Origin of the sequence: Neisseria sp. P0024.S006 (genome assembly GCF_051956595.1) — a bacterium.
GTDB lineage: Bacteria > Pseudomonadota > Gammaproteobacteria > Burkholderiales > Neisseriaceae > Neisseria.
Map to the genome: position 1 here is coordinate 131324 of NZ_JBQCXH010000001.1, position 24808 is coordinate 156131.

Here is a 24808-nt window from a genome sequence, read left to right on the forward strand (position 1 = left end):
GTTAAAATAGACAAATAGATTTCAACCCCTTCAGACGGCCTCAGAGATAAAGGCCGTCTGAAAAAATATCAAAAACAGAATACAACCATGACCGAAAAAACCACGCCTATCGTTACCGATATTGACCGCCCTATTCTCGTTCCGCCCGGCGGCCATAAAAAAGTCCTGCTGCATTCCTGCTGCGCCCCATGTTCCGGCGAAGTGATGGAAGCCATGCTTGCCAGCGGCATCGAATACACCATTTATTTTTACAACCCCAATATCCATCCACACAAAGAATATATGTTGCGCAAAGAAGAAAATATGCGCTTTGCGGACAAATTTGGCATCCCTTTTGTCGATAAAGACGATGACTACGAAAACGACCGTAAAGAATGGTTCGCCAAAGCCAAAGGCATGGAATTCGAACCCGAACGCGGTATCCGCTGCACCATGTGTTTCGACATGCGTTTTGAAAAAGCGGCGCAATACGCCCATGAAAACGGCTTTCATGTCTTCACCAGCTCACTGGGCATTTCACGCTGGAAAGACATGAAACAAATTAACGGCTGCGGCCATCGCGCTGCCGAGCCGTACGATGACTTGGTTTATTGGGATTTCAACTGGCGCAAAGGCGGCGGCAGCGCACGCATGATTGAAATCAGCAAGCGCGAGCATTTCTACCAACAAGAATATTGCGGTTGCGCCTACTCCCTGCGTGACTCCAATGCCCACCGCAAATCGCAAGGCCGCATCCCCATCAAGCTGGGCGTGTTGTATTACGGTGATGAATCCACCCAATACGAGCCTCAAGCCGAAAACAAAATCATTGTTGAGAAATAAATATCAAAGGCCGTCTGAAACATTCAGACGGCCTTTGTTTAAATCAGACGATTAACGGCGGCGGAATTTGCCGTGATCAAAATCATCAAATGCCTGATAAGCAGCTTGGCATTGAATTTTTTGCTCGGCATAAGACAAACCGCGGAACGCTTTTGCCGCTTTACGGTTTTCCCTCAACTCGGCCTTATTGCCTTTGTAGCGATACCAAGCGGCACGGCGCTCAAGGTATCTCTTACAAGCAGGATGCAATTTGTTTTTCTTTGCCTGCTGGTGTTTGCTCACATGATGGCCATGCGGTTTGGCCGCAACTTCGGCAGAATAAGTACCCAAGCTCAATACGGCAACCGCCGTCAGTGCGGAACCTAAATTTTTCAACATTAACATGATTCGCCTCCTAAATAGTTTTTCCATTATATGTTTCGCCAGGGCACCGGCAAAACGCCCATTTTTTACATGACAAAAATGTGGTTAATTACTACATCATACTACTTGCTTTGCAAAATTTAACACTCCTTCCATTTAGACGAAACCTGAATATAAATTTCTTTATTTCATAAGCCTCTAGAAAAATTTTAAACAAATGTGATGCAAACACAAAATAATGCCTGACCGCCACAAACCCACATAAAACCTAGCCTGAGCCATTCCCCTCTTTAATCAACCCCCGAAAAAAGCGCATTGTCAAGTCTAGTTAAACAAAGAAAAATACATTATATTGTGCCGTTCAAAGCAATCAAATACCGTATCTTGTGTTTTTTAATGGGAAGACTGAATAATGAATGCAGCAACGAATATTAAAGTAACCAAACGCGACGGACGCTTGGAAGATATCGATTTAGACAAAATCCACCGTGTTGTTACTTGGGCGGCGGAAGGCTTACAAAACGTCTCCGTATCGCAAGTCGAGCTCAAATCACATATTCAGTTTTACAACGGTATCCGTACCGACGACATCCATGAGACCATCATCAAGGCCGCGGCCGACCTGATCTCACAAGACACGCCTGATTATCAATATCTGGCTGCCCGCCTCGCCATTTTCCATCTGCGCAAAATCGCTTACGGCGAGTTCGAACCGCCTCACCTCTACGATCACGTTAAAAAACTGACCGAAGCAGGCAAATACGATCGCCACATCATCGAAGATTACAGCCGCGAAGAATTCGACGAGCTGAACGCCTATATCGACCACAGTCGCGATATGACCTTCTCTTATGCTGCCGTGAAACAGCTGGAAGGCAAATATCTGGTTCAAAACCGTGTTACCCGCCAAATTTATGAAACGCCGCAATTTTTATACATTTTGGTGGCCATGTGTCTCTTCAGTAAATATCCGAAAGAGACCCGTTTGGATTACGTCAAACGCTTTTACGACGCCGTTTCCACATTCAAAGTATCGCTGCCTACGCCTATCATGAGCGGCGTGCGCACGCCTACCCGTCAATTCTCAAGCTGCGTATTGATTGAATGCGACGACAGTCTCGATTCCATCAACGCCACCACCAGCGCAATTGTGAAATACGTTTCCCAACGTGCGGGCATCGGCATCAACGCCGGCCGTATCCGCGGCTTGGGCAGCGAAATCCGTGGTGGCGAAGCGCAACACACCGGCTGTATTCCGTTTTTCAAAATGTTCCAAGCAGCCGTTAAATCCTGCTCGCAAGGCGGGGTACGCGGCGGCGCGGCAACCTTGTTCTACCCCTTGTGGCATATCGAAGCCGAAAGCCTGTTGGTATTGAAAAACAATCGCGGCGTAGAAGACAACCGTATCCGTCAGCTGGACTACGGCGTACAAATCAACCGCCTGCTGTACACCCGCTTGATTAAAGGCGGCAACATTACCCTGTTCTCGCCGAATGAAGTTCCGGGTTTGTATGATGCCTTCTTCGCCGATCAAGACGAATTCGAGCGCCTCTACACCCAATACGAGCAAGATCCAAACATCCGCAAACGCACTTTGCCGGCAACAGAACTGTTCTCCACCCTGATGCAGGAGCGCGCCGGTACCGGTCGTATCTACATCCAAAACGTTGACCACTGCAACACGCACAGCCCTTTTGATCCACGCGTCGCGCCCGTGCACCAGTCCAACTTGTGCATGGAAATCGCTCTGCCGACCAAACCTTTGGACAACATCAACGATCCGAACGGCGAAATCGCCCTATGTACCTTGTCCGCCTTCAACTTGGGCGCGTTGAACAACTTGGACGAACTGGAAGAACTCGCCGATCTGACCGTACGCGCACTTGATGCCCTGTTGGATTATCAAGACTATCCGGTTGCAGCAGCACGCACCGCAACCATGAACCGCCGTACACTCGGCATCGGCGTCATCAACTACGCCTACTATCTGGCAAAAAACGGCGTACGTTACAGCGACGATTCCGCGCTCGGCCTGACCCACCGTACCTTTGAAGCCATGCAGTATTACCTGCTCAAAGCATCGGTAAACCTTGCCAAAGAATACGGCGCATGCCCTCTGTTCAATCAAACCGTTTATTCGCAAGGCAAACTGCCTATCGACACCTACAAAAAAGACTTGGACGCCGTGTGCAACGAGCCTTTGCACTACGACTGGGAAAGCCTGCGCGCCGACATCGTTAAATACGGCTTGCGCAACTCTACCCTGACTGCACTCATGCCGTCTGAAACCAGCTCGCAAATTGCCAACGCCACCAACGGCATCGAACCCCCACGCGGCCTGGTCAGCGTTAAAGCATCAAAAGACGGTATTTTGAAACAAGTCGTACCGGAATTTGAAACCCTGAAAGATGCCTACGAAACCCTGTGGCAGCTTCCCGGCAACGAAGGCTACCTGAAACTCGTCGGCGTAATGCAAAAATTCGTCGATCAATCGATTTCCGCCAATACCGCCTACGACCCGAACAAATTTGAAGGCAGCAAAGTTTCCATGAAACAAATGCTCAAAGACCTGCTGACCGCCTACAAATACGGCGTCAAAACCCTGTACTACCATAACACCCGCGACGGCGCGGACGATACGCAGGCCGATATTCAAGATGACGGCTGCGCTGGTGGGGCTTGTAAGATTTGATAAAGAAGGAGTTCAGACGGCCTTTTGCATTTAAACTGCCGTCTGAACATAAGAAGTTTTCTAAAAAATGAAAATAGCTTGATACACGCCAATGTATCAAGCTATTGAAAGATTTTTAACGTACGCCAATACGTTAAAAATTTCTTTAGGTCATTCATGAGAAACCTAAAGACCTAACTCAATCGTATGATTTCATTAGATTTATTGCTAGAATTCGAATGATACTGCGATTTTAAGGTTAGTACAAGCTAATTCTCGTGAGCTCAATATAAGTGTTTATTTTTTGTAGAGTTTAGTTTTCTACATAAAAAATACACTTTGTGTTTTACGAAGGGAGCTTGAATGCGCGGGAAAACTGTTCCTGTAAGAGCTTATCGTCGTTTCCGTAATGGCAACTTCGAACATGTTCGCAAGCATTTTCGCCGACCACCATTACGGTAATCGGTTATAATAACCAGTTCGCAGTTTTTTAACTGCGGGCTGGTTTTTTTATATTTAAAGGATTTCTACAATGTCATGCGAACATTTATCTATGTCATATAGTACTTTTTCCAAGACTAAAAACGACGCACTTAAAGAGCCGATGTTTTTTGGTCAGCCGGTAAATGTCGCCCGCTATGACCAGCAGAAATACGAAGTATTTGAGAAACTGATTGAAAAGCAACTGTCGTTTTTCTGGCGCCCGGAAGAAATCGACGTGTCGCGCGACCGTATCGACTACGCCAATCTGCCCGAACACGAAAAACATATTTTCATCAGCAATCTGAAATACCAAACCCTGCTCGATTCGATCCAAGGCCGCAGCCCGAATGTTGCGTTCTTGCCTTTGGTGTCTATTCCCGAGCTGGAAACGTGGATTGAAACGTGGAGCTTCAGTGAAACCATCCACTCGCGCAGCTACACTCATATTATCCGTAATATCGTGAATGATCCGTCAGTCGTGTTCGATGATATTGTGCAAAACAAATACATCATCGCCCGTGCTGAAGACATTGCCTGCTATTACGATGATTTGATTGAATACACTCAGTATTACAATCTGTTGGGAGAAGGTTCGCACAATATCGGCGGCAAGCTTGTTACCGTATCTTTGCGCGAGTTGAAGAAAAAACTCTATCTCTGCCTGATGTGCGTCAACGTATTGGAAGCCATCCGCTTCTACGTTTCATTCGCCTGTTCGTTCGCCTTTGCCGAGCGCGAATTGATGGAAGGCAACGCCAAAATCATCAAGCTGATTGCCCGCGATGAAGCCCTGCATTTGACCAGCACCCAGCATATGCTCAACCTGATGCGTGCCGGTGCCGATGATCCTGAAATGGCGGAAATCGCGAATGAATTGCAGGAGGAGTGTTTCAAACTCTTCAAAAAAGCAGCCGAGCAGGAAAAAGAATGGGCTGCCTATCTGTTTAAAGACGGCTCAATGATTGGCCTGAATAAAGAAATTTTGGCTCAATACGTTGAATACATTACCAATCTGCGTATGCAGGCGGTTGGCCTGCCTGCCGGATTTGAAGGTGCGACCCAAAATCCGATTCCTTGGATCAACGCATGGCTGTCTTCTGACAATGTACAGGTTGCGCCGCAGGAAGTGGAAATTTCTTCTTACTTAATCGGTCAGATTGATTCGGAAGTCAGCGCGGACGATTTGGGCGATTTCGAGCTGTAAACCGCGTTTCAGACGGCCTTTGGGCGTAACCGGCCGTCTGAAAATCTCTTTTCAATCCTCAAGGTATAACCAAAAATGAAGATTTATGGCGACATTGCGGTAAAAGCAGTTGAATCATATTCTAAATATGAAGATATGGAACAAGCTTGGACAGAGATTGCGGCATCATTTCCCATCAAGGAGTCAATTAGAAAAAAAGGATGCCCAAAGAATGCATTTTTGGGATTGTGTCGTGCGGGGTTGGTTAAAGGAATCAACCCGGAAAAAGTCAAAACCAAGCATTCCAAAAACGGAGAATATGCCGTTGCAGCGGTCAGCCTTTTAAAAAATGATCCCGAATGGGCAAATCAGAAAAAATCCGTTTTCTGGCGCGAAATTGTGGGTAATGAAAAAAAATATAACAGCCAGCTTCATGTCGTTTTGGCCTTGTGGGAAAAAGGCTTGATTATTTGAATTTATATATTTAAGGCCGTCTGAAACATTGTTCAGACGGCCTCTATGCCCTAAAACACACATGGTACTCATTAGCACACACGACAAAACCTTCCAACTCCAACAAGGCGAAACCTTATTGGAGGGCTTGGAGCGCACTGGACACGAAGTTGAATACCAATGTCGCAGCGGTTATTGCGGTTCATGCCGGGTTAAAATCTTGGATGGGAAAGTCTCTTATGATAATTTTCCACTCGCTTTTGTCGCGCCCGGAGAAATTTTGCCGTGCTGCTGCCGGGTTACTGAAGACATCAAGCTTGATTGTCGTGAGCGCATCAAAGAGCCGGATTTATTTGATGTCGATTTATTTGAAGACAAATAAAAAATGCCGTCTGAACATTGTGGCCGAAATCTTTAATTTCATTTCCACTGTTCAGACGGCATTTTGTTTAAGCAACCTTATTTACGTTCGCCAATCGGCAAAACCGTCTTGCCGAAAGATTCGTTGATGACCTCTGCCGCTGCCAAGTAGAACGCACCAAGTGCAGTTACCAAGCCTAAGCAACCGCCGATATGGACGATGCTATGATTTTCCATGCCATCGCCAATGCCCAGGGCAAAGAAAGTCAGTGTCAAGAAAAAGAAAATACCGCTCAATACTTTAGGCTTGGTCAAGGTGGCCACAAACATCATCAGCGAAAACATACCCCATGCGCAAAGATACCAGCCGATAAATGCCGGGGCTGTTTCACCTTTAAAAAAGATGGTAAACAAAGCCCATGTCCACCAGAAGGCGCCATAGCTGATAAAAGCGGTAAAGCCAAACGTATTGCCTTTCTTGAACTCAAACATACCGGCAATAACTTGGGCGATACCACCAAAGGCGAGAGCCATGCCCAAAACTAAGCCGACACCCTCTTGAGCAGTAAAAAAGCCGCCGTTAATCAGGCTGAGCAGCCAAGTTGTCAATGCAAAGCCACACAAGCCTACTGGACCTGGGTTCGCCAGGTTTTCTTTAGTAGTAGTAGTAGTCATTTTATTTCTCCTCTAGTTATTAAAATAGGAAGCCCATTGTTACAGGTTTTATTTAAAATTAAAAGAAATAAATTCAAAAAAATCAGGCCGTCTGAAAAATATTTTTCAGACGGCCTTGAATATTAATAATTAAACTATCCCAAAATTGCCAAGATTTTCCTTAATTCGTTGGCATCAATTTGGCCGGGCGCCGACGTTTTTTGTGCTGCACCAAAGGTAACAGCCGAGCCGAAAGTCGAGCCGGCCAAGCGGCTGACAACTCCGGTTTTACCCATGGACATAGTAATAATCGGGCGGTCGATAATTTGTGAAACATCATATGTTGCCTGCAATAAAGTCAATACATCTTGCGGCGATTGCGGCATAACGGCAATTTTGCAGATATCCGCGCCCCACTCGGCCATTATTTTCAGACGGCCTGTAATGTCTGCCAAAGACGGCGTGGCTTGAAAATCGTGATTGCAAAGCAAGGCGGCAGCTTGATACTCATGCGCCAAAGCAATGGTTTGTTTTACGCCGCTTTCCTCGGCAAAAAGCTCGATGTCGATAATATCGGCTTGTTTGGAACAGATAATTTTTTCCAATAATTCAAAATAATAGTCGTCCGAACAAGGCGTATTGCCGCCCTCTTGCGCCCTTCTAAACGTAAACAGCAAAGGCTTGGCAGGAAAAGCCTGTCGGACAATGCCTAATTGCTCGGCAATAAATTCGGCATCAAGCGCCTCTTGAAAAAAATCCGCACGAAATTCAATAATGTCAAAAGCCGTCTCTTTCAATACGTGCAAAGCCTGCGCCAATTCCTGCGTATTGGCGGCCACCAGCGGTACGGCAATTTTAGGCAGGCCTTTGCCGATCTCGATATTTTTGATGATGACAGATTTCATATTGTTCCTTTTTGCTGTTCAAGCCAATCAGTGCAGATGATCGTAAATGGTTTCCGCCAAGGCTTTGCTGATACCTTCCACTTTTTCCAAATCCTCGCGGCTGGCTGCAATCACGCCGCGCAGGCCGCCGAATCGGGTGAGCAATGCTTGGCGGCGTTTGCTGCCGATACCGGGGATTTCGCTGAGTGAGGAGGTAACGCGTGCTTTGTCGCGTTTTTTGCGGTGGCCTGTAATCGCAAAGCGGTGCGATTCATCGCGTACGGTTTGCAATAAATGTAAAGCCGGGCTGTTGGGCGGCAGGTGGAAAACTTCGCCGGTAAAAGGCAATATGAGTTCTTCCATACCGGCTTTGCGTTCTGGGCCTTTGGCGATACCGACCAGAGGGATGTGCAGCCCGAGTTCTTCCCATACCGATACGGCTACGCCGATTTGCCCTTTACCGCCGTCAATCAACACGACATCCGGCCATTTGACGGCTTCGCCGTTGGCTTCGGCTTCCTGCATTTTGCCGTAACGGCGCGTCAACACTTCGCGCATAGCGGCGTAGTCATCGCCGGGTTTGGCGGTCGTGATGTTGTAGCGGCGGTATTGCGAAGGCTGGATGTTTTGTTCATCGTACACAACACAAGACGCAATAGTAGCCTCACCTTGCGTGTGGCTGATATCGAAACATTCAAGGCGGTTGAGGCTGTCTGAATCCATGCCGAGGATTTTGGCCAGTTCGTCGATGCGGTGTTGCTGGCTGCTTTGTTGTAGTCGGCGTTGTGCAATCGCCATTTGTGCATTTTGCTCCGCCATTTTCAACCAGACTTTGCGTTCGCCTATGGTTTTGGTCACGAACTGCATCTGCTTGCCGTGTTCGCCTTCCAAAGCCTCTTTCAGCGCATCGGGAACGGGAAAGTTGCTGATGATGATGTCGGGTTTGCTTTTGCCCAGATAGTGTTGGGCGACAAAGGCTTCGGCGTAATCTTGTCCGTTTGGCTCGGGATCGTTTTTGGTGTCGGGGAAAAAGCTTTTATCGCCGACGTGCCGCCCGCCGCGTATGCTGACCCAGTGCACACAGACCAGGCCGTCTGAAACCGCCAACGCAAGTAAATCGATATCGTTGGGGTTGTTCGGATTTTTGCTGTCGATAAACTGATTACTCTGCATGATGCCGAGCGCTTGGATTTGATCGCGGTAACGGGCAGCTTCTTCAAATTGCAAATTCGCGGCGGCGGTTTGCATTTTGTGTTGCAAGGTGCGTGTCAGTTCGTCGGTTTTGCCATTAAGGAAAGTCGCGGCTTCACGCACGCTGTCGCGATAATCTTCTTCGCTGATGTAGCCGACGCAAGGCGCGGTACAGCGTTTGATTTGGTACAGCAGACAAGGACGGTCGCGATGCTCGAATACGCTGTCTTCGCAGGTACGCAGCATAAAAACTTTTTGCAACACCTGAATGCTGTCGCGCACGGCGTTGCTGTTGGGATACGGGCCGAAATATTGATTAGGCTTTTTCAGCGTGCCGCGGTAATACGCCATTTGCGGATATTGATGGCCGCTGAGCATCAAATAAGGATAGCTTTTGTCATCGCGGAAAAGGATATTGTATTTCGGCGACAAGGCTTTAATGAAGTTGTTTTCGAGAATCAGCGCTTCGGCTTCGGAACGCGTGATGGTGGTTTCGATATGGTGAACCTGTTTTACCATCAATGCGATGCGCGGAGAATGGTCGTTTTTTTGGAAATAGCTGGAAACGCGCCGCTTGAGATTGACCGCTTTGCCGACATACAAAACATTATTGTCTTCGTCAAAAAAACGGTACACGCCCGGTAGATTGGGCAGATTTTTCAGAAAAAGAGGTAAATCGAACGGTTCGGTTGCGCTCACGGGATTTTCTTTTGGAATAAGCAGGCCGTCTGAAAACTTTTCAGACGGCCTTTTTCATTGACGTTTAAGATTCTTGAGACGGAGTATCTTCAGTTTCTACCACTTGGTTTTCAGCTGCATCGCTTTCCAAAGCGGCTTCATCTTCAGCCTCTTCAGCCACGCGTTCCAAGCTGACCAAGGTTTCGCCCTCATCCAGATTAATCAGGCGGACACCTGCGGCAGCACGGCCGGTCTCACGGATTTGCTCAACTTTGGTACGAATTAAGACCCCGCCACTGGTAATCAGCATCAGGTCGTCGGTTTCGCTGACCAAAGTCGCGGCAACCAAATCTCCGTTGCGCTCGCCGGTATTGATGGCGATATTGCCTTGGCCACCTTTGTTTTTACGGCTGTAATCGGCAATCGGCGTACGTTTACCATAGCCGTTTGCCGTAGCGGTCAATACTTGTAGATCGCTTTGCTCGGCTTCAGGGGCGAAAGTAATCAGGCTGACAATCTTGCCATCGGTCGGTAGGCGCATACCGCGCAGGCCGCCGCTGCCGCGACCGGACGGACGGACACCGTGTTTGCCGCTTGGCAATGCGTTTTCGGCATTTTCATCATCCATGCCGTCTGAATCTTCATTTTCGGTTTCGATATCGGCATCTTCTGCTTCGTCGCTGCCAGATTTTTCCCAATATTCGTTAAAGCGGATGGCTTTGCCCAAGTTGGAGAACAACATAATATCGTCCGCACCGCCGGTTTGCGCTGCGCCGACCAAGTAATCGCCTTCTTTAAGCGCGATGGCTTTGATGCCTTGACTGCGGACGTTTTTAAACGCAGACAGCTGGACTTTTTTCACCATGCCTTGTGCAGTGGCGAAGAAGACGTATTGGTCTTCCGGGAACTCGCGGACGGCCAAGATGGCGCTGACTTTTTCGCCCTCTTCCAATTGGATAACGTTGTTAATCGGACGACCGCGGCTATTACGGCCGCCTTCCGGCAGTTTGTAAACCTTAATCCAATGGCATTTACCCAAATTGGTGAAGCACATCAAATAATCATGCGTGTTGGCAACAAACAGGGTTTCGATAAAGTCTTCGTCTTTGGTGGCCGCTGCCTGTTTGCCGCGACCGCCGCGACGCTGCGCCTGATAATCGGTAGTCGGCTGGGTTTTAATGTAGCCGCCATGAGTCAGGGTAACGACCATTTCGCGCTGCGGAATCAGGTCTTCATCGGCAATATCGCCACCAAACGGATTGATTTCGCTGCGACGCTCATCGCCGAAGTTGGCTTTAATGTCTGTCAATTCTTCGCGGATGATTTGGGTAACGCGTTCAGGTTTGGAAAGAATATCCACGAAATCAATGATTTTGCTCATCAGATTTTTATATTCGCCGACAATTTCTTCCTGATCGAGGCCGGTCAGGTTGCGCAGGCTCATGCGCAGGATGGCATCGGCTTGCAATTCGCTCAGATAATAGCCTTGACTGTGCAGACCCAAATTTTCAGGCAAGCCTTCAGGGCGCATCATGTGCAGGTCCAAATCCGTGCGGCTGAGCATATCTTCAACCAAGCTGCTGCGCCATGGGCGGGACAGCAATTTTTCTTTGGCTTCCGGCGCATTGGCAGATTCTTTGATCAGACGGATGATTTCGTCGATGTTGGACAAGGCCACCGCTTTACCTTCGGCAATATGGCCTTCATGACGCGCTTTTTTCAGGCGGAACAGGGTACGGCGGGTAACGACTTCGCGACGGTGGCGCAGGAATTCTGACAGAATTTGTTTCAGGTTCAGCAAACGCGGCTGGCCGTCAACCAAGGCCACCATGTTGATACCGAAGCTGTCTTGCAGCTGGGTCAGTTTGTAGAGTTGGTTCAAAACAACTTCGGCATTTTCATTGCGTTTTAATTCGATTACAACACGCATACCGGATTTGTCGGACTCGTCGCGCAGATCGGATACGCCTTCCAACGTTTTTTCGCGCACCAATTCGCCGATTTTCTCAACCAGCTTGGCTTTGTTTACTTGATATGGGATTTCATCGATTACAATGGCTTCGCGCTCGCCGTTTTTGCCGATAGGCTCGATATGGGTTTTACCGCGCATGACCACGCGGCCGCGGCCGGTTTTATAGCCTTCGCGCACGCCGCTCAAGCCGTAAATAGTCGCGCCGGTCGGGAAATCGGGCGCTTGGATGATGTTAATCAGCTCGTCGATTTCAGTTTCAGGCTCATCCAACAAACGCAGGCAGGCATTGATGGTATCGCCCAAATTGTGTGGAGGGATATTGGTCGCCATACCGACGGCAATACCGGATGAACCGTTTACCAACAATGCTGGGAAACGGGTCGGCAACACCAGCGGCTCATGTTCGCTGCCGTCATAGTTGGGGCCGAAGTTGACGGTTTCTTCTTCAATATCCGCCAGCATTTCATGGGAAATTTTTTCCATGCGGATTTCGGTATAACGCATGGCTGCCGCGGCCAATCCGTCAACGGAACCGAAATTGCCCTGACCGTCGATCAGTACATAACGCATGGAGAAGTCTTGCGCCATGCGGACGATGGTGTCGTAAACGGCCGTATCGCCGTGGGGATGGTATTTACCGATAACGTCGCCGACGATACGCGCCGATTTTTTATAGGCGGAATTCCAGTTGTTTTTCAACTCGTGCATCGCGTACAACACGCGGCGGTGTACCGGCTTGAGACCGTCGCGGACATCCGGCAGGGCTCGACCCACAATCACGCTCATGGCGTAATCGAGGTAGCTCTTGCGCATTTCGTCTTCAAGGCTGACAGGCAGGGTTTCGAGTGCAAATTTATGGTCGTTGCGGATGGTTGCGTCGGTCATGATTATCTGTAATTTCTTATGGCAAAAATCTTTTTGATTTTACCACAAAACAAGCGGTTTATGGCTTTTGCGTGAAGGCCGTCTGAAACAGGGTTTCAGACGGCCTTTATTCTTTCTAAGCAATCATTTAAAGGCTGCAAGAAACTTCGTTGGAAGCCTGAAGGCTCAACGCTTTGCGTTTTTTGGCCTTTTCATAACGGCAGCGTTGGCGCGGTGTATTGATTTCCAATGGCGGTACGGCAACCGGTTTGCCGTCTTCTACGGCAACCATGGTGAAGTAGCAGCTGTTGGTATGGCGCACTTCGCCGGTGCGGATGTTTTGCGCTTCAACGCGGATGCCGACTTCCATAGAAGTGCGGCCGGTGTAGTTGATGCTGGCGTAAAAGGTTACCAGTTCGCCGACATGGATAGGCTCTTTAAACAAAACTTTATCGACAGACAAGGTAACGCAGTAGTTGCCGCTGTATCGGCTGGCGCAGGAATAAGCGACTTGGTCGAGCAGGCGTAATAATTCGCCGCCGTGGACGTTGCCGCTGAAGTTTGCCGTATCCGGCATCATCAGTTCGGACATGATGAGTTCGTGAGAAGGAAGTTGGCGTACTTGTTCCATGGTTTGGCCTCTTGAAGTGGTTTGTTTTTAAGGCCGCCTGTTATTTCAGACGGCATGTTTTGAAGGAATTTTGATTCTACCGTTTTTGAGTGGAAAAATTCAATCTGACACACATGATCATAGCCATTTTCTACGGGAGAAGAATATCAACAGGCAGATGATGATGCACAGCATCACACCCAAAACCATGAAATAGCCGTAATGCCAATGCAGCTCGGGCATATTGTCGAAGTTCATGCCGTAGATGCCGGTGATGACGGTCAGCGGCATGAAGATGATGGTAATAACCGTCAACACGCGCATTTGCTGGTTCATGCGGTTGGATTGGAAAGAAAGATAAATGTCCATCATGCTCAACACCATATCTCGAGAGGCATCAAGCGATTCGATAAGCTGCATATTGTGGTCGTACACGTCGCGCAGATAGACGGTCGATTCGCCTTTGAAAATGGCGAAATCGCCGCGTACGGCCAGCTGGTAAAACACATCGCGCAAGGGCAAAAGCGTTCGACGCAGGCGGACGGCATCGCGCTTGAGGCGGTGAATCTTACTGAGAATATCGCTGTTTTCATTTTTAAACAGGGACTTGTCTATGGTTTCAAAACGGTTGTTGTACGATTCCAAAACGATAAAATAGTCGTCCACAATGCGGTCAAGCAGGCAATACGCCAGAAACGCTGTGTTTTTGTTCAAAATGTCGTGCGGATTTTCGTGCATCTGCCGGCGCAGCTGGCTGAACAAGCCCAGCGGTTTTTGTTGGAAAGACAACACAAAATCTTTGCCGATAATCACATACACTTGGTCGGAATGGAGCTTGCCTGTGGTGGTGTAATGGTAAACCTGTGCGGCAGTAAACACATAGTTGCCGTAGTCTTCGATTTTCGGACGCTGCTTGCGGCTGAGAATGTCTTCAATAACCAGCTCATGGATGCCGTAAGGCTCAAGCGCGTGTTTGAGCAAAGCAGCATCGTTGATGCCGACAAAATGCAGCCAGTTGATTTGGCCTTCTTGCGGGTGTGCAATATCGGGCAAAGCCTTTCCGGCAAGATAATCATGCTGAACAAAGGTATCGGCGGAATATAAGGTTTGATGAATGGCAGAACGCGGCGCATTATCCGTATTGCTGCGCTGCATGGCCTGCTCTTGCAGATTGTCGTTTGTCTCAACAGGATTGGCTGGTTTATTCATAAAAAGAAATCATGTTTATTGGTTTGAATGGATTGTACAGACATAAAAGGCCGTCTGAAAACTGATTTTCAGACGGCCTGATGACATTGATTAATGTTTTATTAGGCTTGAGGCGCTGTTTGTTCCAACTCTAATGCGGCGGCGAGTAAGGACAAGCGTGCCATTACGCCGTAAACGTAGAGGCGGTTGTGTTCGTTGTCCACGTCGCAGTCTTTCTCGGAGCGTGGCATACCGAGCGAATCCCATTGTTCGAATACGCGTTTGCAGGCTTCGGGGGCTTCTTGGGAGTTGTCGCCGCTGCCGGTGGGAATGCTGTTGGACAGCGGGACGAACACCATGCCGCCGGCGTTGAGGTTTTCATCCGCGCCGCGTCCTTCGTGTACACGGAAGAAGCCGCCGATGACGAAACGGTCCATCATATACACGACAGGTTCACTGACGGCGCCGTTCATGGTTTCATAGGTATAAATACCTTCTTGGACAATGACTTCGCTGACTTCCAAACCTTCTTTGACTTTTGCCATTTTATTGCGGTTTTTACGGTTCAATCCGCGAACTTCATCGGCGGATTTAACACTCATCACGCCCATGCCGTAAGTGCCTGCGTCGGCTTTGACAATCACGAAAGGCTGGTCGGTAATACCCAATTCATCGTATTTGGCTTGAATTTTCGCCAATACGCGCTCTACCGCGCCTGCCAACGCGTCCTCGCCTTCGCGCTCTTGGAAGTCCAAACCGCCGATTTTTTCGAAATACGGGTTAATCTGCCATTCATCGACGTCAATCAGCTTGGCAAATTCGGCGGCAACTTGGTTGTATGCACCGAAATGCTCAGTTTTACGGCGAGTCGTCCAACCGCCGTGCAATGGCGGCAATACGGTTTGGCTGATGCCTTTGAGAATATCGGGAACGCCGGCGGACAAGTCGTTATTCAACAAAACAACGCAAGGCGAAAAGCCGTCTGCAAGATGTACACGCTCACGGGTACGCAATAAAGGCTCAAGCAAAATTTTGTCGCCTAATGCGGTTTCAAACTCGGTTGGCTCAGTCACTTCAGGATTCAAGCTACCCAAGCGCACTTCGTATCCTGCCGAACGCAAAATCTCGCTGAGGGCGTAAACGTTTTGCAGATAGAATGTGTTACGTGTGTGGTTTTCAGGAATAATCAATACAGATTTGGCCGTTTCGCAGGCACGCTGTACCGCATCTTGCGCGGCAACCGCCGCCAGCGGGATAAAGTTTGGATTCAAATTATTGAAGCCGCCCGGAAACAAATTCATATCGATAGATGAAATTTTGTAACCGGCATTGCGGATGTCAACCGAACCATAAAACGGCGGACGGTGTTCGTTCCAATGCGAACGAAACCATGCTTCGATTTTGGCATGATTGGCAAGAATTTTTCTCTCGAATTCCTGAAATTGAGTCAGGTACTCAGGAGCCAGAACCGGTAATTTCATTCTCTATACCTCTTGGTAAATGTGGATATTGAGTGAGAATGATAGAACTTTTTAGTGCATTTCGACAAGCATTCTTTCAGATAAAATGCATCTTTTTGTCAACAATTCTACAATTTGTCTAATTCTCGATAAGAATTTTTGAAACTTTACGACAAATTTTAAAAATTGGACAAATTTCTATTGCACAGCCCCTATAAAAAGCCTAAAATCCGCCCATAAACACAAACCATCATTCATACTTACCAATTAGCAAAGAAACTCATCATGAGCGCACAAACCCTTTACGATAAACTTTGGAACAGCCACGTCGTCCGCGAAGAAGAAGACGGCACTGTCCTGCTTTACATCGACCGTCATTTGGTTCACGAAGTTACCAGCCCGCAGGCATTTGAAGGCTTGAAAATGGCCGGCCGCAAACTCTGGCGTATCGACAGCGTGGTTTCCACCGCCGACCACAATACCCCGACCGGCGACTGGGACAAAGGTATCCAAGACCCGATTTCCAAACTGCAAGTCGATACTTTGGACAAAAACATCAAAGAGTTTGGCGCACTCGCCTACTTCCCGTTCATGGATAAAGGCCAAGGCATTGTGCACGTTATGGGCCCGGAACAAGGTGCCACCCTGCCTGGCATGACCGTCGTTTGCGGCGACTCGCACACCTCTACCCACGGCGCATTCGGTGCATTGGCTCACGGTATCGGTACTTCCGAAGTCGAACATACCATGGCAACCCAGTGCATTACCGCAAAAAAATCCAAATCCATGCTGATTTCCGTTGAAGGCCGTCTGAAACCCGGTGTTACCGCTAAAGACGTAGCGCTTTATATCATTGGCCAAATCGGTACGGCCGGCGGTACAGGTTACGCCATCGAGTTTGGCGGCGAAGCCATCCGCAGCCTTTCTATGGAAGGCCGCATGACCTTGTGCAATATGGCGATTGAAGCCGGTGCGCGCTCAGGCATGGTTGCCGTCGACCAAACCACCATCGACTATGTAAAAGGCAAACCTTTCGCACCTAAAGGCGAAGCATGGGACAAAGCCGTTGAATACTGGCGCACGCTGGTGTCTGACGAAGGCGCAGTTTTTGATAAGGAATACCACTTCAAAGCCGAAGACATCGAGCCTCAAGTAACCTGGGGCACATCGCCCGAAATGGTTTTGGACATCAGCGGCAAAGTGCCGAACCCTGCCGAAGAAACCGATCCGGTCAAACGCAGTGGCATGGAACGCGCCCTAGAATACATGGGCTTGGAAGCGGGTACGCCATTAAACGAAATCCCCGTCGATATCGTCTTTATCGGCTCTTGTACCAACAGCCGTATCGAAGATTTGCGTGAAGCCGCCGCTATCGCCAAAGGCCGCAAAAAAGCGGACAATGTACAACGCGTGTTAATCGTTCCCGGCTCCGGCTTGGTTAAAGAACAAGCCGAAAAAGAAGGCTTAGACAAAATTTTCATCGATGCCGGCTTTGAATGGCGAGAACCGGGCTGCTCGATGTGCCTCGCCATGAATGCCGACCGCCTGACCCCGGGACAACGTTGCGCCTCCACTTCCAACCGTAACTTCGAAGGCCGTCAAGGCAACGGCGGACGCACCCATCTCGTCAGCCCGGCTATGGCAGCCGCAGCCGCGGTAACCGGCCGTTTTACCGACATCCGCACTATGGCTTAAAACATGTTCAGACGGCCTTTATTCATCAGGCCGTCTGAAACAATACATTGCCCAATTAAGTTTTCCCATTGCGCAAAACGTTTGAAAACCTTCTCAATCAATCGATACCTTGAAAGGAATCTACTATGAAAAAACTGTTTGCATTGGCTGCCGCAGCCTTCATCCTGACCGCTTGTTCCAGCACTTGGTTCGGCGCAAAAGAAGACACCAACCGCAACTGGGATAAAACCAAAGAAACTGCAGAACGTGTAGCCGACAAAACCAAAGAAACCGCTGAACGCGTAGCCGATAAAACTGAAGAAGCCGTTAAAAAAGGCGGCAATGCAGTAGGCCGCGGCGTCAGCCATGTCGGCAACAAAATTGAAGCAGCTACCGAATAATTCGGTAAGGTGGGCCGTCTGATCCTCCTGAAATCCGTTTCAGACGGCCTGTTTCCCTACTATTCAGACATCCTAAGATTCCCTGCGAAAGAAGAAGCAATGAGTAATCCGTCAAGCTGGTTCGGCATCCACGCTCAAGATTTGGATCGCGCTAAGGCCTTTTACGAATCCGTATTTGACAAGCCCTTGCAAGACGTTGGCGGCAACGGATTCCGTTTCATCATTTTTCCGGCCGATTACACCCAACACGGCACGGCCGGCATGATTTGGCACGACAGCAATGCCCAACCCGGCCACGGTGGAACGACCATTTTCTTCAATTGCCCGGATTGTGCCGAAACCGCAGAAAAAGCCGTTGCAGCAGGCGGCAAACTGTTACAAGAGAAATTCCGCATTGCCAACGGCTTTGCCGCATTTATCGAAGATACAGAAGGCAACCGAATCGGTTTGCACAGCACGCGCTAAGCCGAATAGCCATAAAATTTCCCATTATTACTATAAGAATCTGACATGAAAGCCTTTACCAAAATTACTGCTATCGTCGCCCCGCTCGACCGCAGCAATGTCGATACCGACGCCATCATCCCCAAACAATTTTTAAAATCCATCAAACGCAGCGGCTTCGGCCCTAATGCCTTTGACGAATGGCGTTACCTCGACCACGGCGAACCGGGCATGGACAACAGCAAACGCCCGTTAAATCCGGATTTCTCCCTAAACCAACCACGCTATCAAGGCGCGCAAATCCTGTTGACGCGTAAAAACTTTGGTTGCGGCTCTTCACGCGAACACGCCCCTTGGGCATTGGACGACTATGGCTTCCGCGCCGTCATCGCCCCCAGTTTTGCCGACATCTTCTTCAACAACTGCTACAAAAACGGCCTTTTGCCTATCGTTTTGACAGAAGAACAGGTTGACCAGCTTTTCAAAGAAGTTGAAGCCAACGAAGGCTATCAACTCTCCATCGACCTTGCCGAGCAAACCGTGACCACTCCTAGTGGCGAGACATTCACATTCGACATTACCGAACACCGCAAACACTGCCTCTTAAACGGCTTGGACGAAATCGGCCTGACCCTTCAACACGCCGACGAAATCCGCGATTTCGAAGAAAAACGCCGCCAAAGCCAGCCTTGGCTGTTTAACGGTTGATATACCAAAGGCCGTCTGAAAAATTTAAGTGTTTCAGACGGCCTTTACTGAATGTTTTGGGATAGTCCATGAGATCATTCGACGAATTAATCCAAACCCAAGACCCTGCATGGCCATTGATTCAAGAGTGGCTTGCGGAAGCGACAAACAGCGTTGAAGTCCTGCCTCGTACACTTGAAAAGGTACAGGAAGAACTTGTCAAAACCCAAGTAACGATACGTTCGTTTATGGGTGCTGTCGTTTATGAAACCGGCGGCATCCTAATTGATGACGGCTGGTTGCGGATACTGGGTTCCGGCAGTACGAAGCTACCCCGTGGTTTGGGAAGTTGGAATCTGGGCCGCACACAATCCGAGCCAGCAGGCCCTGCTCCCTATTATCTGTTTGCCGATGATGCCGCGGGCGGCTACTTTGCAATTAATGGTGGGGGATTAGATGGCAAAGTAGGTAATGTTTTCTACCTGCCGCCGGATACCTTGGAATGGGAAGATTGCGGTAAAGGTTATGGTGACTTCTTAAATTGGGCATTGACCGGCGATTTGCAGTTGTTTTACGAAAACCTGCGTTGGGAAAATTGGCGCAAAGAAATCCGTGATTTGAATGGCGACAGCGTTTACACGTTCTTTCCGTTTTTATGGACTGAAGAAGGCAGCGATATAAACCAAGTCAGCCGCAAACATATTCCTATCGCGGAACATTATGCTTCCACTTTGGATCTGCAAAACACAACTCCATAAAAAGCCTTTTCAGACGGCCTTGTTGTCAGAATCCCAATAAAGCGTCCTTAAAACGTATTCTTCACATCCTGAAGTTTAATTTCTACCTAACCACACCATGATTACCGACACCATAAGCAATGCCACCCGCTACGCTGCCTTGCATCCCGACTTTGCCGAAGCCTTCCATCTGTTGCAAACCTTGGATTTTGCCAAGCTGCCGGACGGCCAAGTGCCATGTGAGAATCCCAATATCCGTATTTTTATCGGTAGCGAGCCGATGAGGACGAAGGGAGAAGCCCGGCCTGAAGCGCACTTAAAACATATTGATATTCAAACGCCGATTGATGGCAGCGAAACATATGGCTGGATAGACAGAGGCCGTCTGAAAAACGGTTTAGGCTACAACGAAAAGCGCGATATCGAGTTTTTCGACTGCGAGCCTGAAACCTGGCTGACCTTGGAGCCAGGCGAATTTGCGCTATTTTTCCCGAATGATGCGCATGCCCCATTGGTTGGCGACAGGGCAAACATACGCAAAGTTGTTTTTAAAATCCGTGTTGAAACCGAACGTCTATAATTTTTCAGACGGTCTTATCCCCTTATTCAGGACAAAATATGTCTTTTTTCAGCAGGTTGTTCCGCTCCAAACCTAAATTAATGACTTGGCAGGAATTTGTCGAATACTTTGCTCGTCGCATTCAAGAAGAATTGCATCTTGAGGCAAAAATCGACTGGGGCGAAACTATTACGTCTTCGCCTATCATCGTCCATTTTTCCGAAGACGATGAAGCATCGTTCAGCACATATTTGAGCAACCATTACACAAGTTATCTGCAAAATCCCGAGGCCTTGGAAGCTATTGTTGCTGCCAATTTAGCGGTTATCGATAAGATTCAAGATACTGATGCCAGTGTTTCAGCACAACAAATTCTCCCGACGATTAAAAATACGATTTATCTGGAAAACGCCAGACTGATTACAAATACGGACGAAGCCGAACCTGCCGATTATCTGGTATACAAACCGATTGCGGGCGATATCATGGTGCTTTATATGGTAGATACGGAAGAATCCATGCATACGCTCAATCGTGAGCATATGGAAGAGGCCGGTATTGAAGATGAAGACGCCTTATATCGTACCGCCATGGATAATTTGCGCCAACGGATGAATGGACTTGTCCAAATTCATCATGCCGAAGGTTGGTCATTGGCTCAAATCCATTTGGACAACGACTATGATGCTTCCCTGATTTTGCTTTTAGACGAAGTACTTAAAGATGATCCTATGCTGCCGGCCAATCCTGTTTTTGCAGTCCCAGCGCGCAACGCCCTGCTCGTTTGCAGCCCGTCCGATGAAGAGGCTTTGCAGGCGATGGCGAATATCGTCCTGCAGGCATTTGAAGACTCTGCCTACGCGATTTCTACCCAGCTTTACCAGTACCATAATGGTACAATCAGCGTTTTCAGAGCAAATTGATTTAAGGCCGTCTGAAAGCGTAACTATCTAAATAGATTTATTTAAATTACTAGGTTATTAATAAATGATAAATACAAATACAATTATTTATATACATGATTACTTAACTAATTACTTTAAAGATCTAGAAGATCCAATTCAGCCTCCTGGCATAAAAAATAGGGGAGGCATTGAATCAGCAGCAAGTCGCCCTGACTTAAATCCCGAGTATGACTCACCCTACTTAAAGGGAGCTGCTTTATTTCATAGTATAATTAACAATCACCCATTTCATAATGGCAATAAAAGAACGGCTTTATTATCCACAATTTATTATTTAGGAGAATTTGGCATTCTAATTGAACGATGCTCAGATGAAGAACTATATGAATTTACAAGACGTGTTGCCGCTCATGAGATTTGTGAAAATAGGATTGATGAGGTTGCTATCATAGCAGAACAACTTGAGAAATTTTCTCGTACTCAAAGTAAAGGAGATAGACCACTAAAATTCAGGAAACTTGAAGCAATATTAAATGAGTTTGGTTTTACCCTTATTGACTATGGCAAAGTTTGTAAGATTAGGAATCAAGATACTAATAAAACAATAAAAGGGGTTACAGTCAAAAAGAAAGGGAAAAATGGAAAAGAAGATTTTGATCCACAATATATATCAAAACTAAGAAAATTATTAAATTTAACTCCTGAAAATGGTATTGATAGTATGAGATTTTATGGGGAAGAAGGAGTTTCAGAAGATTTAAATAACTTTATGAAAATTAGAATAGAGGTTATGAAAAAACTGGCAAAAACTTAAATTCTATCCACATATTTATAAATTACTTTTACTTAGAAAGAGGTTATAAATGACCAAACATATCGCTATCTTGCGCGGCGACGGCATCGGCCCTGAAATCGTTGCAGAAACCGTCCGCGTACTCGACAAACTTATCGAACAAGGTTTGGATGTCAGCTACGAATACGCGCCTTTGGGCGGCGAAGCCTATGACGAATACGGCCATCCTTATCCAGAATTCACGCAAAACCTTTGCCGCAAAGCCGATGCGGTCCTGCTTGGTGCAGTCGGTTCTCCTCAATACGACAATCTCGACCGTCCGCTGCGCCCTGAGCGCGGCTTGTTGGCCATCCGTAAAGACTTGAATCTGTTTGCCAATTTGCGCCCTGCCATTTTGTATAAAGAGCTGGCCAATGCTTCTACTTTGAAACCGGAAATCGTCGCCGGCCTCGACATCCTTATCGTACGCGAACTGACCGGCGATATTTACTTTGGCGAACCGCGCGGCATCCGTGTTTTGGAAAACGGCGAACGCGAAGGCTACAACACCATGAAATACAGCGAAAGCGAAATCCGCCGCATCGCCCACGTTGCCTTCCAATCTGCCCAAAAACGCAGCAAAAAAGTCTGCTCCGTCGGCAAGGCCAACGTATTGGAAACCACAGAACTGTGGCGCGAAATCTTTGAAGAAATCGGCAAAGAATACCCTGATGTCGAGCTTTCCCATATGTACGTTGATAACGCAGCCATGCAGTTGGTACGCGCGCCCAAACAATTTGACGTGATTGCCACCGGCAACATCTTCGGCGACATCCTCTCTGACGAAGCCTCCATGCTGACTGGCTCCATCGGTATGCTGCCTTCCGCTTCTTTGGACGAAAACGGCAAAGGCCTGTACGAACCGTCTCACGGCTCCGCTCCAGACATTGCCGGTCAAAACAAAGCCAATCCGCTGGCAACCGTTTTATCCCTCGCCATGTTGCTGCGTTACAGCTTGAACGACGAAGCCCGCGCGCAACAAGTTGAAAACGCCGTACAAAAAGTACTGCAACAAGGCTTGCGTACCGGCGACATTTACGAAGAAGGTACCAAACTGGTTTCCTGCTCCGAAATGGGCGATGCCGTATTGGCTGCTTTGTAAGAAGGCCGTCTGAAAAAAAGCGTGGGACCAATCCCACGCTTTTTTATACGCGAAAACTTGAAACCATAAAAAAGGGCGTGTCTTCACACGCCCTTATGTCTTTTTCAGACGGCCTTAAGATTGAAAAAATCAACCTCTTTTGTGTTTGCCGCCAAAGCTGTCGTTAGACTTGCGCTTGCCTTTAAAGCCTTCGCCGCCTTTTTTGAAACCGTCAGCTTTTTTGAAACCGTCTTTCTTAAAGCCATCTTTCTTGAAACCGTCTTTTTTATGACCTTCGCCACGAGCTTTACCGCCGAAACCTTCTTTAGCCGGTTTCTTATCGCCGCGCCAACCGCCGGATTTACGATCGCCCCAGCCGCCTTTACCTTTCGGTTTGCCGCCGGCAGATTTGCGTTTGCGTGTCGGCTCCATGCCTTCAATGGTCAGCTCAGGCAATTTACGGCCGATGTATTTTTCAATTTTGTGTACTTTGACATATTCGTTCACTTCGGCAAAAGTAATCGCAATACCGGTACGGCCTGCGCGGCCAGTACGGCCGATGCGGTGAACGTAATCTTCTGCCTGTTTTGGCAAGTCATAGTTGATAACGTGGGTAATGGTAGGCACATCGATACCGCGTGCGGCTACATCGGTGGCAACCAAAATTTTGCAGCGGCCTTTGCGCAAGTCCATCAGCGTGCGGTTACGCCAGCCTTGCGGCATATCGCCGTGCAGGCAGTTGGCGGCAAAACCTTTTTCGTACAATTCATCCGCGATGACTTCGGTCATGGCTTTAGTGGATGTGAAGATCACGCATTGATCGATATTGGCATCGCGCAAGATGTGGTCGAGCAGGCGGTTTTTATGGCGCATATCGTCACAGTACAGCAGTTGCTCTTCGATTTTGCCTTGATCGTCCACACGCTCAACTTCGATGGTTTCAGGGTCTTTGGTCAGTTTGCGCGCCAGTTTACCCACCGCGCCGTCCCAAGTGGCGGAGAACAACAAAGTCTGACGATCGCTCGGTGTCGCTTCCACGATGGTTTCGATGTCGTCGATAAAGCCCATGTCCAGCATACGGTCGGCTTCGTCCAGAATCAGCACTTCTAAACGTTCAAAATCAACTTTGCCGCTCTGCATCAAGTCCATCAGACGGCCCGGAGTAGCCACAATCAGGTCAACCGGTTTGCTCAAAGCACGGGTTTGGTAGCCGAAAGATGCGCCGCCGACAATGCTGACAGTACGGAACCAACGCATATTTTTAGCATACGCCAGCGCGTTTTTTTCCACTTGCGCCGCCAGTTCGCGGGTCGGCGTCAACACCAAAGCGCGCGGGCCTTTGCCCGGTTTTTCGCTGCGCTTGGTCAGCCGCTGCAACGTCGGCAGCAGGAAGGCGGCGGTTTTGCCTGAACCGGTTTGTGCAGAAGCCATAATGTCGCGGCCGTCCAAAGCAAACGGAATCGCTTGCGCCTGAATCGGTGTCGGGCTTTCGTAACCCTCGCTGCGTACCGCAGACAAAATGTTTTTATCAAGGTTCAAATCGGCAAATTTAATAGACATGGCTATCCTAAAGAGACAACAACGCGCACGCCTGAACAATTTCAGACGACCTGAAGCAAAGGAAAGTAACGATACGGGAAATGTGAAGTTAC

Annotated in this window: 23 protein-coding genes; 14 read left to right on the top strand and 9 right to left on the bottom strand. The window is 48.3% G+C overall.

The genetic code is table 11. From position 1 onward, the window contains the following. Positions 1–87: 87 nt before the first annotated feature. Entirely contained in the window at positions 88–822 is a 735-nt protein-coding gene (locus ACTHUF_RS00630; protein WP_004520363.1) for an epoxyqueuosine reductase QueH, read from the top strand. A 51-nt stretch (positions 823–873) separates the two neighbouring features. Here ACTHUF_RS00630 and ACTHUF_RS00635 read toward each other — a convergent pair whose 3' ends face one another. Continuing rightward, positions 874–1206, bottom strand: a complete 333-nt coding sequence (locus tag ACTHUF_RS00635; protein WP_039862332.1) for a hypothetical protein — start codon at positions 1204–1206, stop codon at positions 874–876. Between the two features lie 391 nt (positions 1207–1597). On the opposite strand from ACTHUF_RS00635, the gene nrdA reads away from it, so the two are divergent. The 4 genes from nrdA to yfaE all read left to right on the top strand — a co-directional run bounded on the left by nrdA (position 1598) and on the right by yfaE (position 6357). After that, positions 1598–3877, top strand: coding sequence for a class 1a ribonucleoside-diphosphate reductase subunit alpha (gene nrdA / locus ACTHUF_RS00640; RefSeq protein ID WP_440406680.1), 2280 nt, complete (start codon positions 1598–1600; stop codon positions 3875–3877). Between the two features lie 532 nt (positions 3878–4409). Continuing rightward, positions 4410–5543, top strand: coding sequence for a class Ia ribonucleoside-diphosphate reductase subunit beta (gene nrdB, locus ACTHUF_RS00645; protein WP_314552614.1), 1134 nt, complete (start codon positions 4410–4412; stop codon positions 5541–5543). A 75-nt stretch (positions 5544–5618) separates the two neighbouring features. Further along, on the top strand, positions 5619–5996 hold the full coding sequence (locus ACTHUF_RS00650; RefSeq protein ID WP_314552612.1) for a DUF6979 family protein: 378 nt from the start codon (positions 5619–5621) through the stop codon (positions 5994–5996). Between the two features lie 61 nt (positions 5997–6057). Next, on the top strand, positions 6058–6357 hold the full coding sequence (gene yfaE / locus ACTHUF_RS00655) for a class I ribonucleotide reductase maintenance protein YfaE (RefSeq protein WP_314552610.1): 300 nt from the start codon (positions 6058–6060) through the stop codon (positions 6355–6357). A 77-nt stretch (positions 6358–6434) separates the two neighbouring features. Here yfaE and ACTHUF_RS00660 read toward each other — a convergent pair whose 3' ends face one another. The 7 genes from ACTHUF_RS00660 to gshA all read right to left on the bottom strand — a co-directional run bounded on the left by ACTHUF_RS00660 (position 6435) and on the right by gshA (position 15857). After that, a complete protein-coding gene (locus ACTHUF_RS00660; protein ID WP_440406683.1) occupies positions 6435–7010 on the bottom strand; it encodes an acetate uptake transporter in 576 nt (191 codons plus the stop codon). A gap of 134 nt (positions 7011–7144) precedes the next feature. Continuing rightward, a complete protein-coding gene (aroD, locus tag ACTHUF_RS00665; RefSeq protein ID WP_315094907.1) occupies positions 7145–7894 on the bottom strand; it encodes a type I 3-dehydroquinate dehydratase in 750 nt (249 codons plus the stop codon). A 27-nt stretch (positions 7895–7921) separates the two neighbouring features. Beyond that, complete coding sequence (uvrC, locus tag ACTHUF_RS00670; protein WP_440406686.1) at positions 7922–9763, bottom strand: excinuclease ABC subunit UvrC; 1842 nt, start codon at positions 9761–9763, stop codon at positions 7922–7924. 64 nt (positions 9764–9827) lie between these two features. Beyond that, positions 9828–12599, bottom strand: a complete 2772-nt coding sequence (gene gyrA, locus ACTHUF_RS00675; protein ID WP_440406688.1) for a DNA gyrase subunit A — start codon at positions 12597–12599, stop codon at positions 9828–9830. 127 nt (positions 12600–12726) lie between these two features. Beyond that, positions 12727–13209 (bottom strand): acyl-CoA thioesterase, encoded by a 483-nt coding sequence (locus tag ACTHUF_RS00680; protein WP_049349458.1) that lies wholly within the window; start codon positions 13207–13209, stop codon positions 12727–12729. A 117-nt stretch (positions 13210–13326) separates the two neighbouring features. Continuing rightward, the gene (corA, locus tag ACTHUF_RS00685) at positions 13327–14397 is read right to left on the bottom strand and encodes a magnesium/cobalt transporter CorA (RefSeq protein WP_049349460.1); all 1071 of its coding nucleotides are present in this window, start codon (positions 14395–14397) and stop codon (positions 13327–13329) included. A 101-nt stretch (positions 14398–14498) separates the two neighbouring features. Next, positions 14499–15857: a glutamate--cysteine ligase gene (gene gshA, locus ACTHUF_RS00690; RefSeq protein ID WP_315094897.1), complete on the bottom strand. Its 1359-nt coding sequence runs from the start codon at positions 15855–15857 to the stop codon at positions 14499–14501. Positions 15858–16121: 264 nt separating this feature from the next. Here gshA and leuC point away from each other — a divergent pair, with 264 nt between their 5' ends. The 9 genes from leuC to leuB all read left to right on the top strand — a co-directional run bounded on the left by leuC (position 16122) and on the right by leuB (position 23177). Next, positions 16122–17531: a 3-isopropylmalate dehydratase large subunit gene (gene leuC, locus ACTHUF_RS00695; protein ID WP_003746610.1), complete on the top strand. Its 1410-nt coding sequence runs from the start codon at positions 16122–16124 to the stop codon at positions 17529–17531. A gap of 125 nt (positions 17532–17656) precedes the next feature. Continuing rightward, entirely contained in the window at positions 17657–17911 is a 255-nt protein-coding gene (locus tag ACTHUF_RS00700; protein WP_222571518.1) for a hypothetical protein, read from the top strand. A gap of 99 nt (positions 17912–18010) precedes the next feature. Then, positions 18011–18376 (top strand): VOC family protein, encoded by a 366-nt coding sequence (locus ACTHUF_RS00705; protein ID WP_049349466.1) that lies wholly within the window; start codon positions 18011–18013, stop codon positions 18374–18376. A 45-nt stretch (positions 18377–18421) separates the two neighbouring features. After that, positions 18422–19063 carry a 3-isopropylmalate dehydratase small subunit gene (gene leuD / locus ACTHUF_RS00710; RefSeq protein ID WP_315094893.1) on the top strand — a complete coding sequence of 214 codons (642 nt, stop codon included), beginning with the start codon at positions 18422–18424 and terminating at the stop codon, positions 19061–19063. A gap of 68 nt (positions 19064–19131) precedes the next feature. Next, positions 19132–19800: a DUF2625 domain-containing protein gene (locus ACTHUF_RS00715; protein ID WP_440406692.1), complete on the top strand. Its 669-nt coding sequence runs from the start codon at positions 19132–19134 to the stop codon at positions 19798–19800. 97 nt (positions 19801–19897) lie between these two features. Then, entirely contained in the window at positions 19898–20359 is a 462-nt protein-coding gene (locus ACTHUF_RS00720; RefSeq protein ID WP_440406694.1) for a YhcH/YjgK/YiaL family protein, read from the top strand. Positions 20360–20397: 38 nt separating this feature from the next. Further along, positions 20398–21261, top strand: a complete 864-nt coding sequence (locus ACTHUF_RS00725; RefSeq protein ID WP_440406696.1) for a DUF1444 family protein — start codon at positions 20398–20400, stop codon at positions 21259–21261. Positions 21262–21325: 64 nt separating this feature from the next. Continuing rightward, on the top strand, positions 21326–22057 hold the full coding sequence (locus tag ACTHUF_RS00730) for a type II toxin-antitoxin system death-on-curing family toxin (RefSeq protein WP_440406698.1): 732 nt from the start codon (positions 21326–21328) through the stop codon (positions 22055–22057). A 49-nt stretch (positions 22058–22106) separates the two neighbouring features. Continuing rightward, positions 22107–23177, top strand: a complete 1071-nt coding sequence (gene leuB / locus ACTHUF_RS00735) for a 3-isopropylmalate dehydrogenase (protein ID WP_004520344.1) — start codon at positions 22107–22109, stop codon at positions 23175–23177. A 129-nt stretch (positions 23178–23306) separates the two neighbouring features. Here the strand turns inward: leuB and ACTHUF_RS00740 are convergent, their stop codons facing one another. Then, the gene (locus ACTHUF_RS00740; RefSeq protein WP_440406700.1) at positions 23307–24716 is read right to left on the bottom strand and encodes a DEAD/DEAH box helicase; all 1410 of its coding nucleotides are present in this window, start codon (positions 24714–24716) and stop codon (positions 23307–23309) included. Positions 24717–24808 lie beyond the last annotated feature (92 nt).

What these genes read in the sequence shown, in the direction of transcription:
- ACTHUF_RS00630 (WP_004520363.1), top strand. Translation starts at nt 88, where the DNA reads ATGACCGAAAAAACCACGCCTATCGTTACCGATATTGACCGCCCTATT.
- ACTHUF_RS00635 (WP_039862332.1), bottom strand. Translation starts at nt 1,206, where the DNA reads ATGTTAATGTTGAAAAATTTAGGTTCCGCACTGACGGCGGTTGCCGTA.
- nrdA (WP_440406680.1), top strand. Translation starts at nt 1,598, where the DNA reads ATGAATGCAGCAACGAATATTAAAGTAACCAAACGCGACGGACGCTTG.
- nrdB (WP_314552614.1), top strand. Translation starts at nt 4,410, where the DNA reads ATGTCATATAGTACTTTTTCCAAGACTAAAAACGACGCACTTAAAGAG.
- ACTHUF_RS00650 (WP_314552612.1), top strand. Translation starts at nt 5,619, where the DNA reads ATGAAGATTTATGGCGACATTGCGGTAAAAGCAGTTGAATCATATTCT.
- yfaE (WP_314552610.1), top strand. Translation starts at nt 6,058, where the DNA reads ATGGTACTCATTAGCACACACGACAAAACCTTCCAACTCCAACAAGGC.
- ACTHUF_RS00660 (WP_440406683.1), bottom strand. Translation starts at nt 7,010, where the DNA reads ATGACTACTACTACTACTAAAGAAAACCTGGCGAACCCAGGTCCAGTA.
- aroD (WP_315094907.1), bottom strand. Translation starts at nt 7,894, where the DNA reads ATGAAATCTGTCATCATCAAAAATATCGAGATCGGCAAAGGCCTGCCT.
- gyrA (WP_440406688.1), bottom strand. Translation starts at nt 12,599, where the DNA reads ATGACCGACGCAACCATCCGCAACGACCATAAATTTGCACTCGAAACC.
- ACTHUF_RS00680 (WP_049349458.1), bottom strand. Translation starts at nt 13,209, where the DNA reads ATGGAACAAGTACGCCAACTTCCTTCTCACGAACTCATCATGTCCGAA.
- corA (WP_049349460.1), bottom strand. Translation starts at nt 14,397, where the DNA reads ATGAATAAACCAGCCAATCCTGTTGAGACAAACGACAATCTGCAAGAG.
- gshA (WP_315094897.1), bottom strand. Translation starts at nt 15,857, where the DNA reads ATGAAATTACCGGTTCTGGCTCCTGAGTACCTGACTCAATTTCAGGAA.
- leuC (WP_003746610.1), top strand. Translation starts at nt 16,122, where the DNA reads ATGAGCGCACAAACCCTTTACGATAAACTTTGGAACAGCCACGTCGTC.
- ACTHUF_RS00700 (WP_222571518.1), top strand. Translation starts at nt 17,657, where the DNA reads ATGAAAAAACTGTTTGCATTGGCTGCCGCAGCCTTCATCCTGACCGCT.
- ACTHUF_RS00705 (WP_049349466.1), top strand. Translation starts at nt 18,011, where the DNA reads ATGAGTAATCCGTCAAGCTGGTTCGGCATCCACGCTCAAGATTTGGAT.
- leuD (WP_315094893.1), top strand. Translation starts at nt 18,422, where the DNA reads ATGAAAGCCTTTACCAAAATTACTGCTATCGTCGCCCCGCTCGACCGC.
- ACTHUF_RS00715 (WP_440406692.1), top strand. Translation starts at nt 19,132, where the DNA reads ATGAGATCATTCGACGAATTAATCCAAACCCAAGACCCTGCATGGCCA.
- ACTHUF_RS00720 (WP_440406694.1), top strand. Translation starts at nt 19,898, where the DNA reads ATGATTACCGACACCATAAGCAATGCCACCCGCTACGCTGCCTTGCAT.
- ACTHUF_RS00725 (WP_440406696.1), top strand. Translation starts at nt 20,398, where the DNA reads ATGTCTTTTTTCAGCAGGTTGTTCCGCTCCAAACCTAAATTAATGACT.
- ACTHUF_RS00730 (WP_440406698.1), top strand. Translation starts at nt 21,326, where the DNA reads ATGATAAATACAAATACAATTATTTATATACATGATTACTTAACTAAT.
- leuB (WP_004520344.1), top strand. Translation starts at nt 22,107, where the DNA reads ATGACCAAACATATCGCTATCTTGCGCGGCGACGGCATCGGCCCTGAA.
- ACTHUF_RS00740 (WP_440406700.1), bottom strand. Translation starts at nt 24,716, where the DNA reads ATGTCTATTAAATTTGCCGATTTGAACCTTGATAAAAACATTTTGTCT.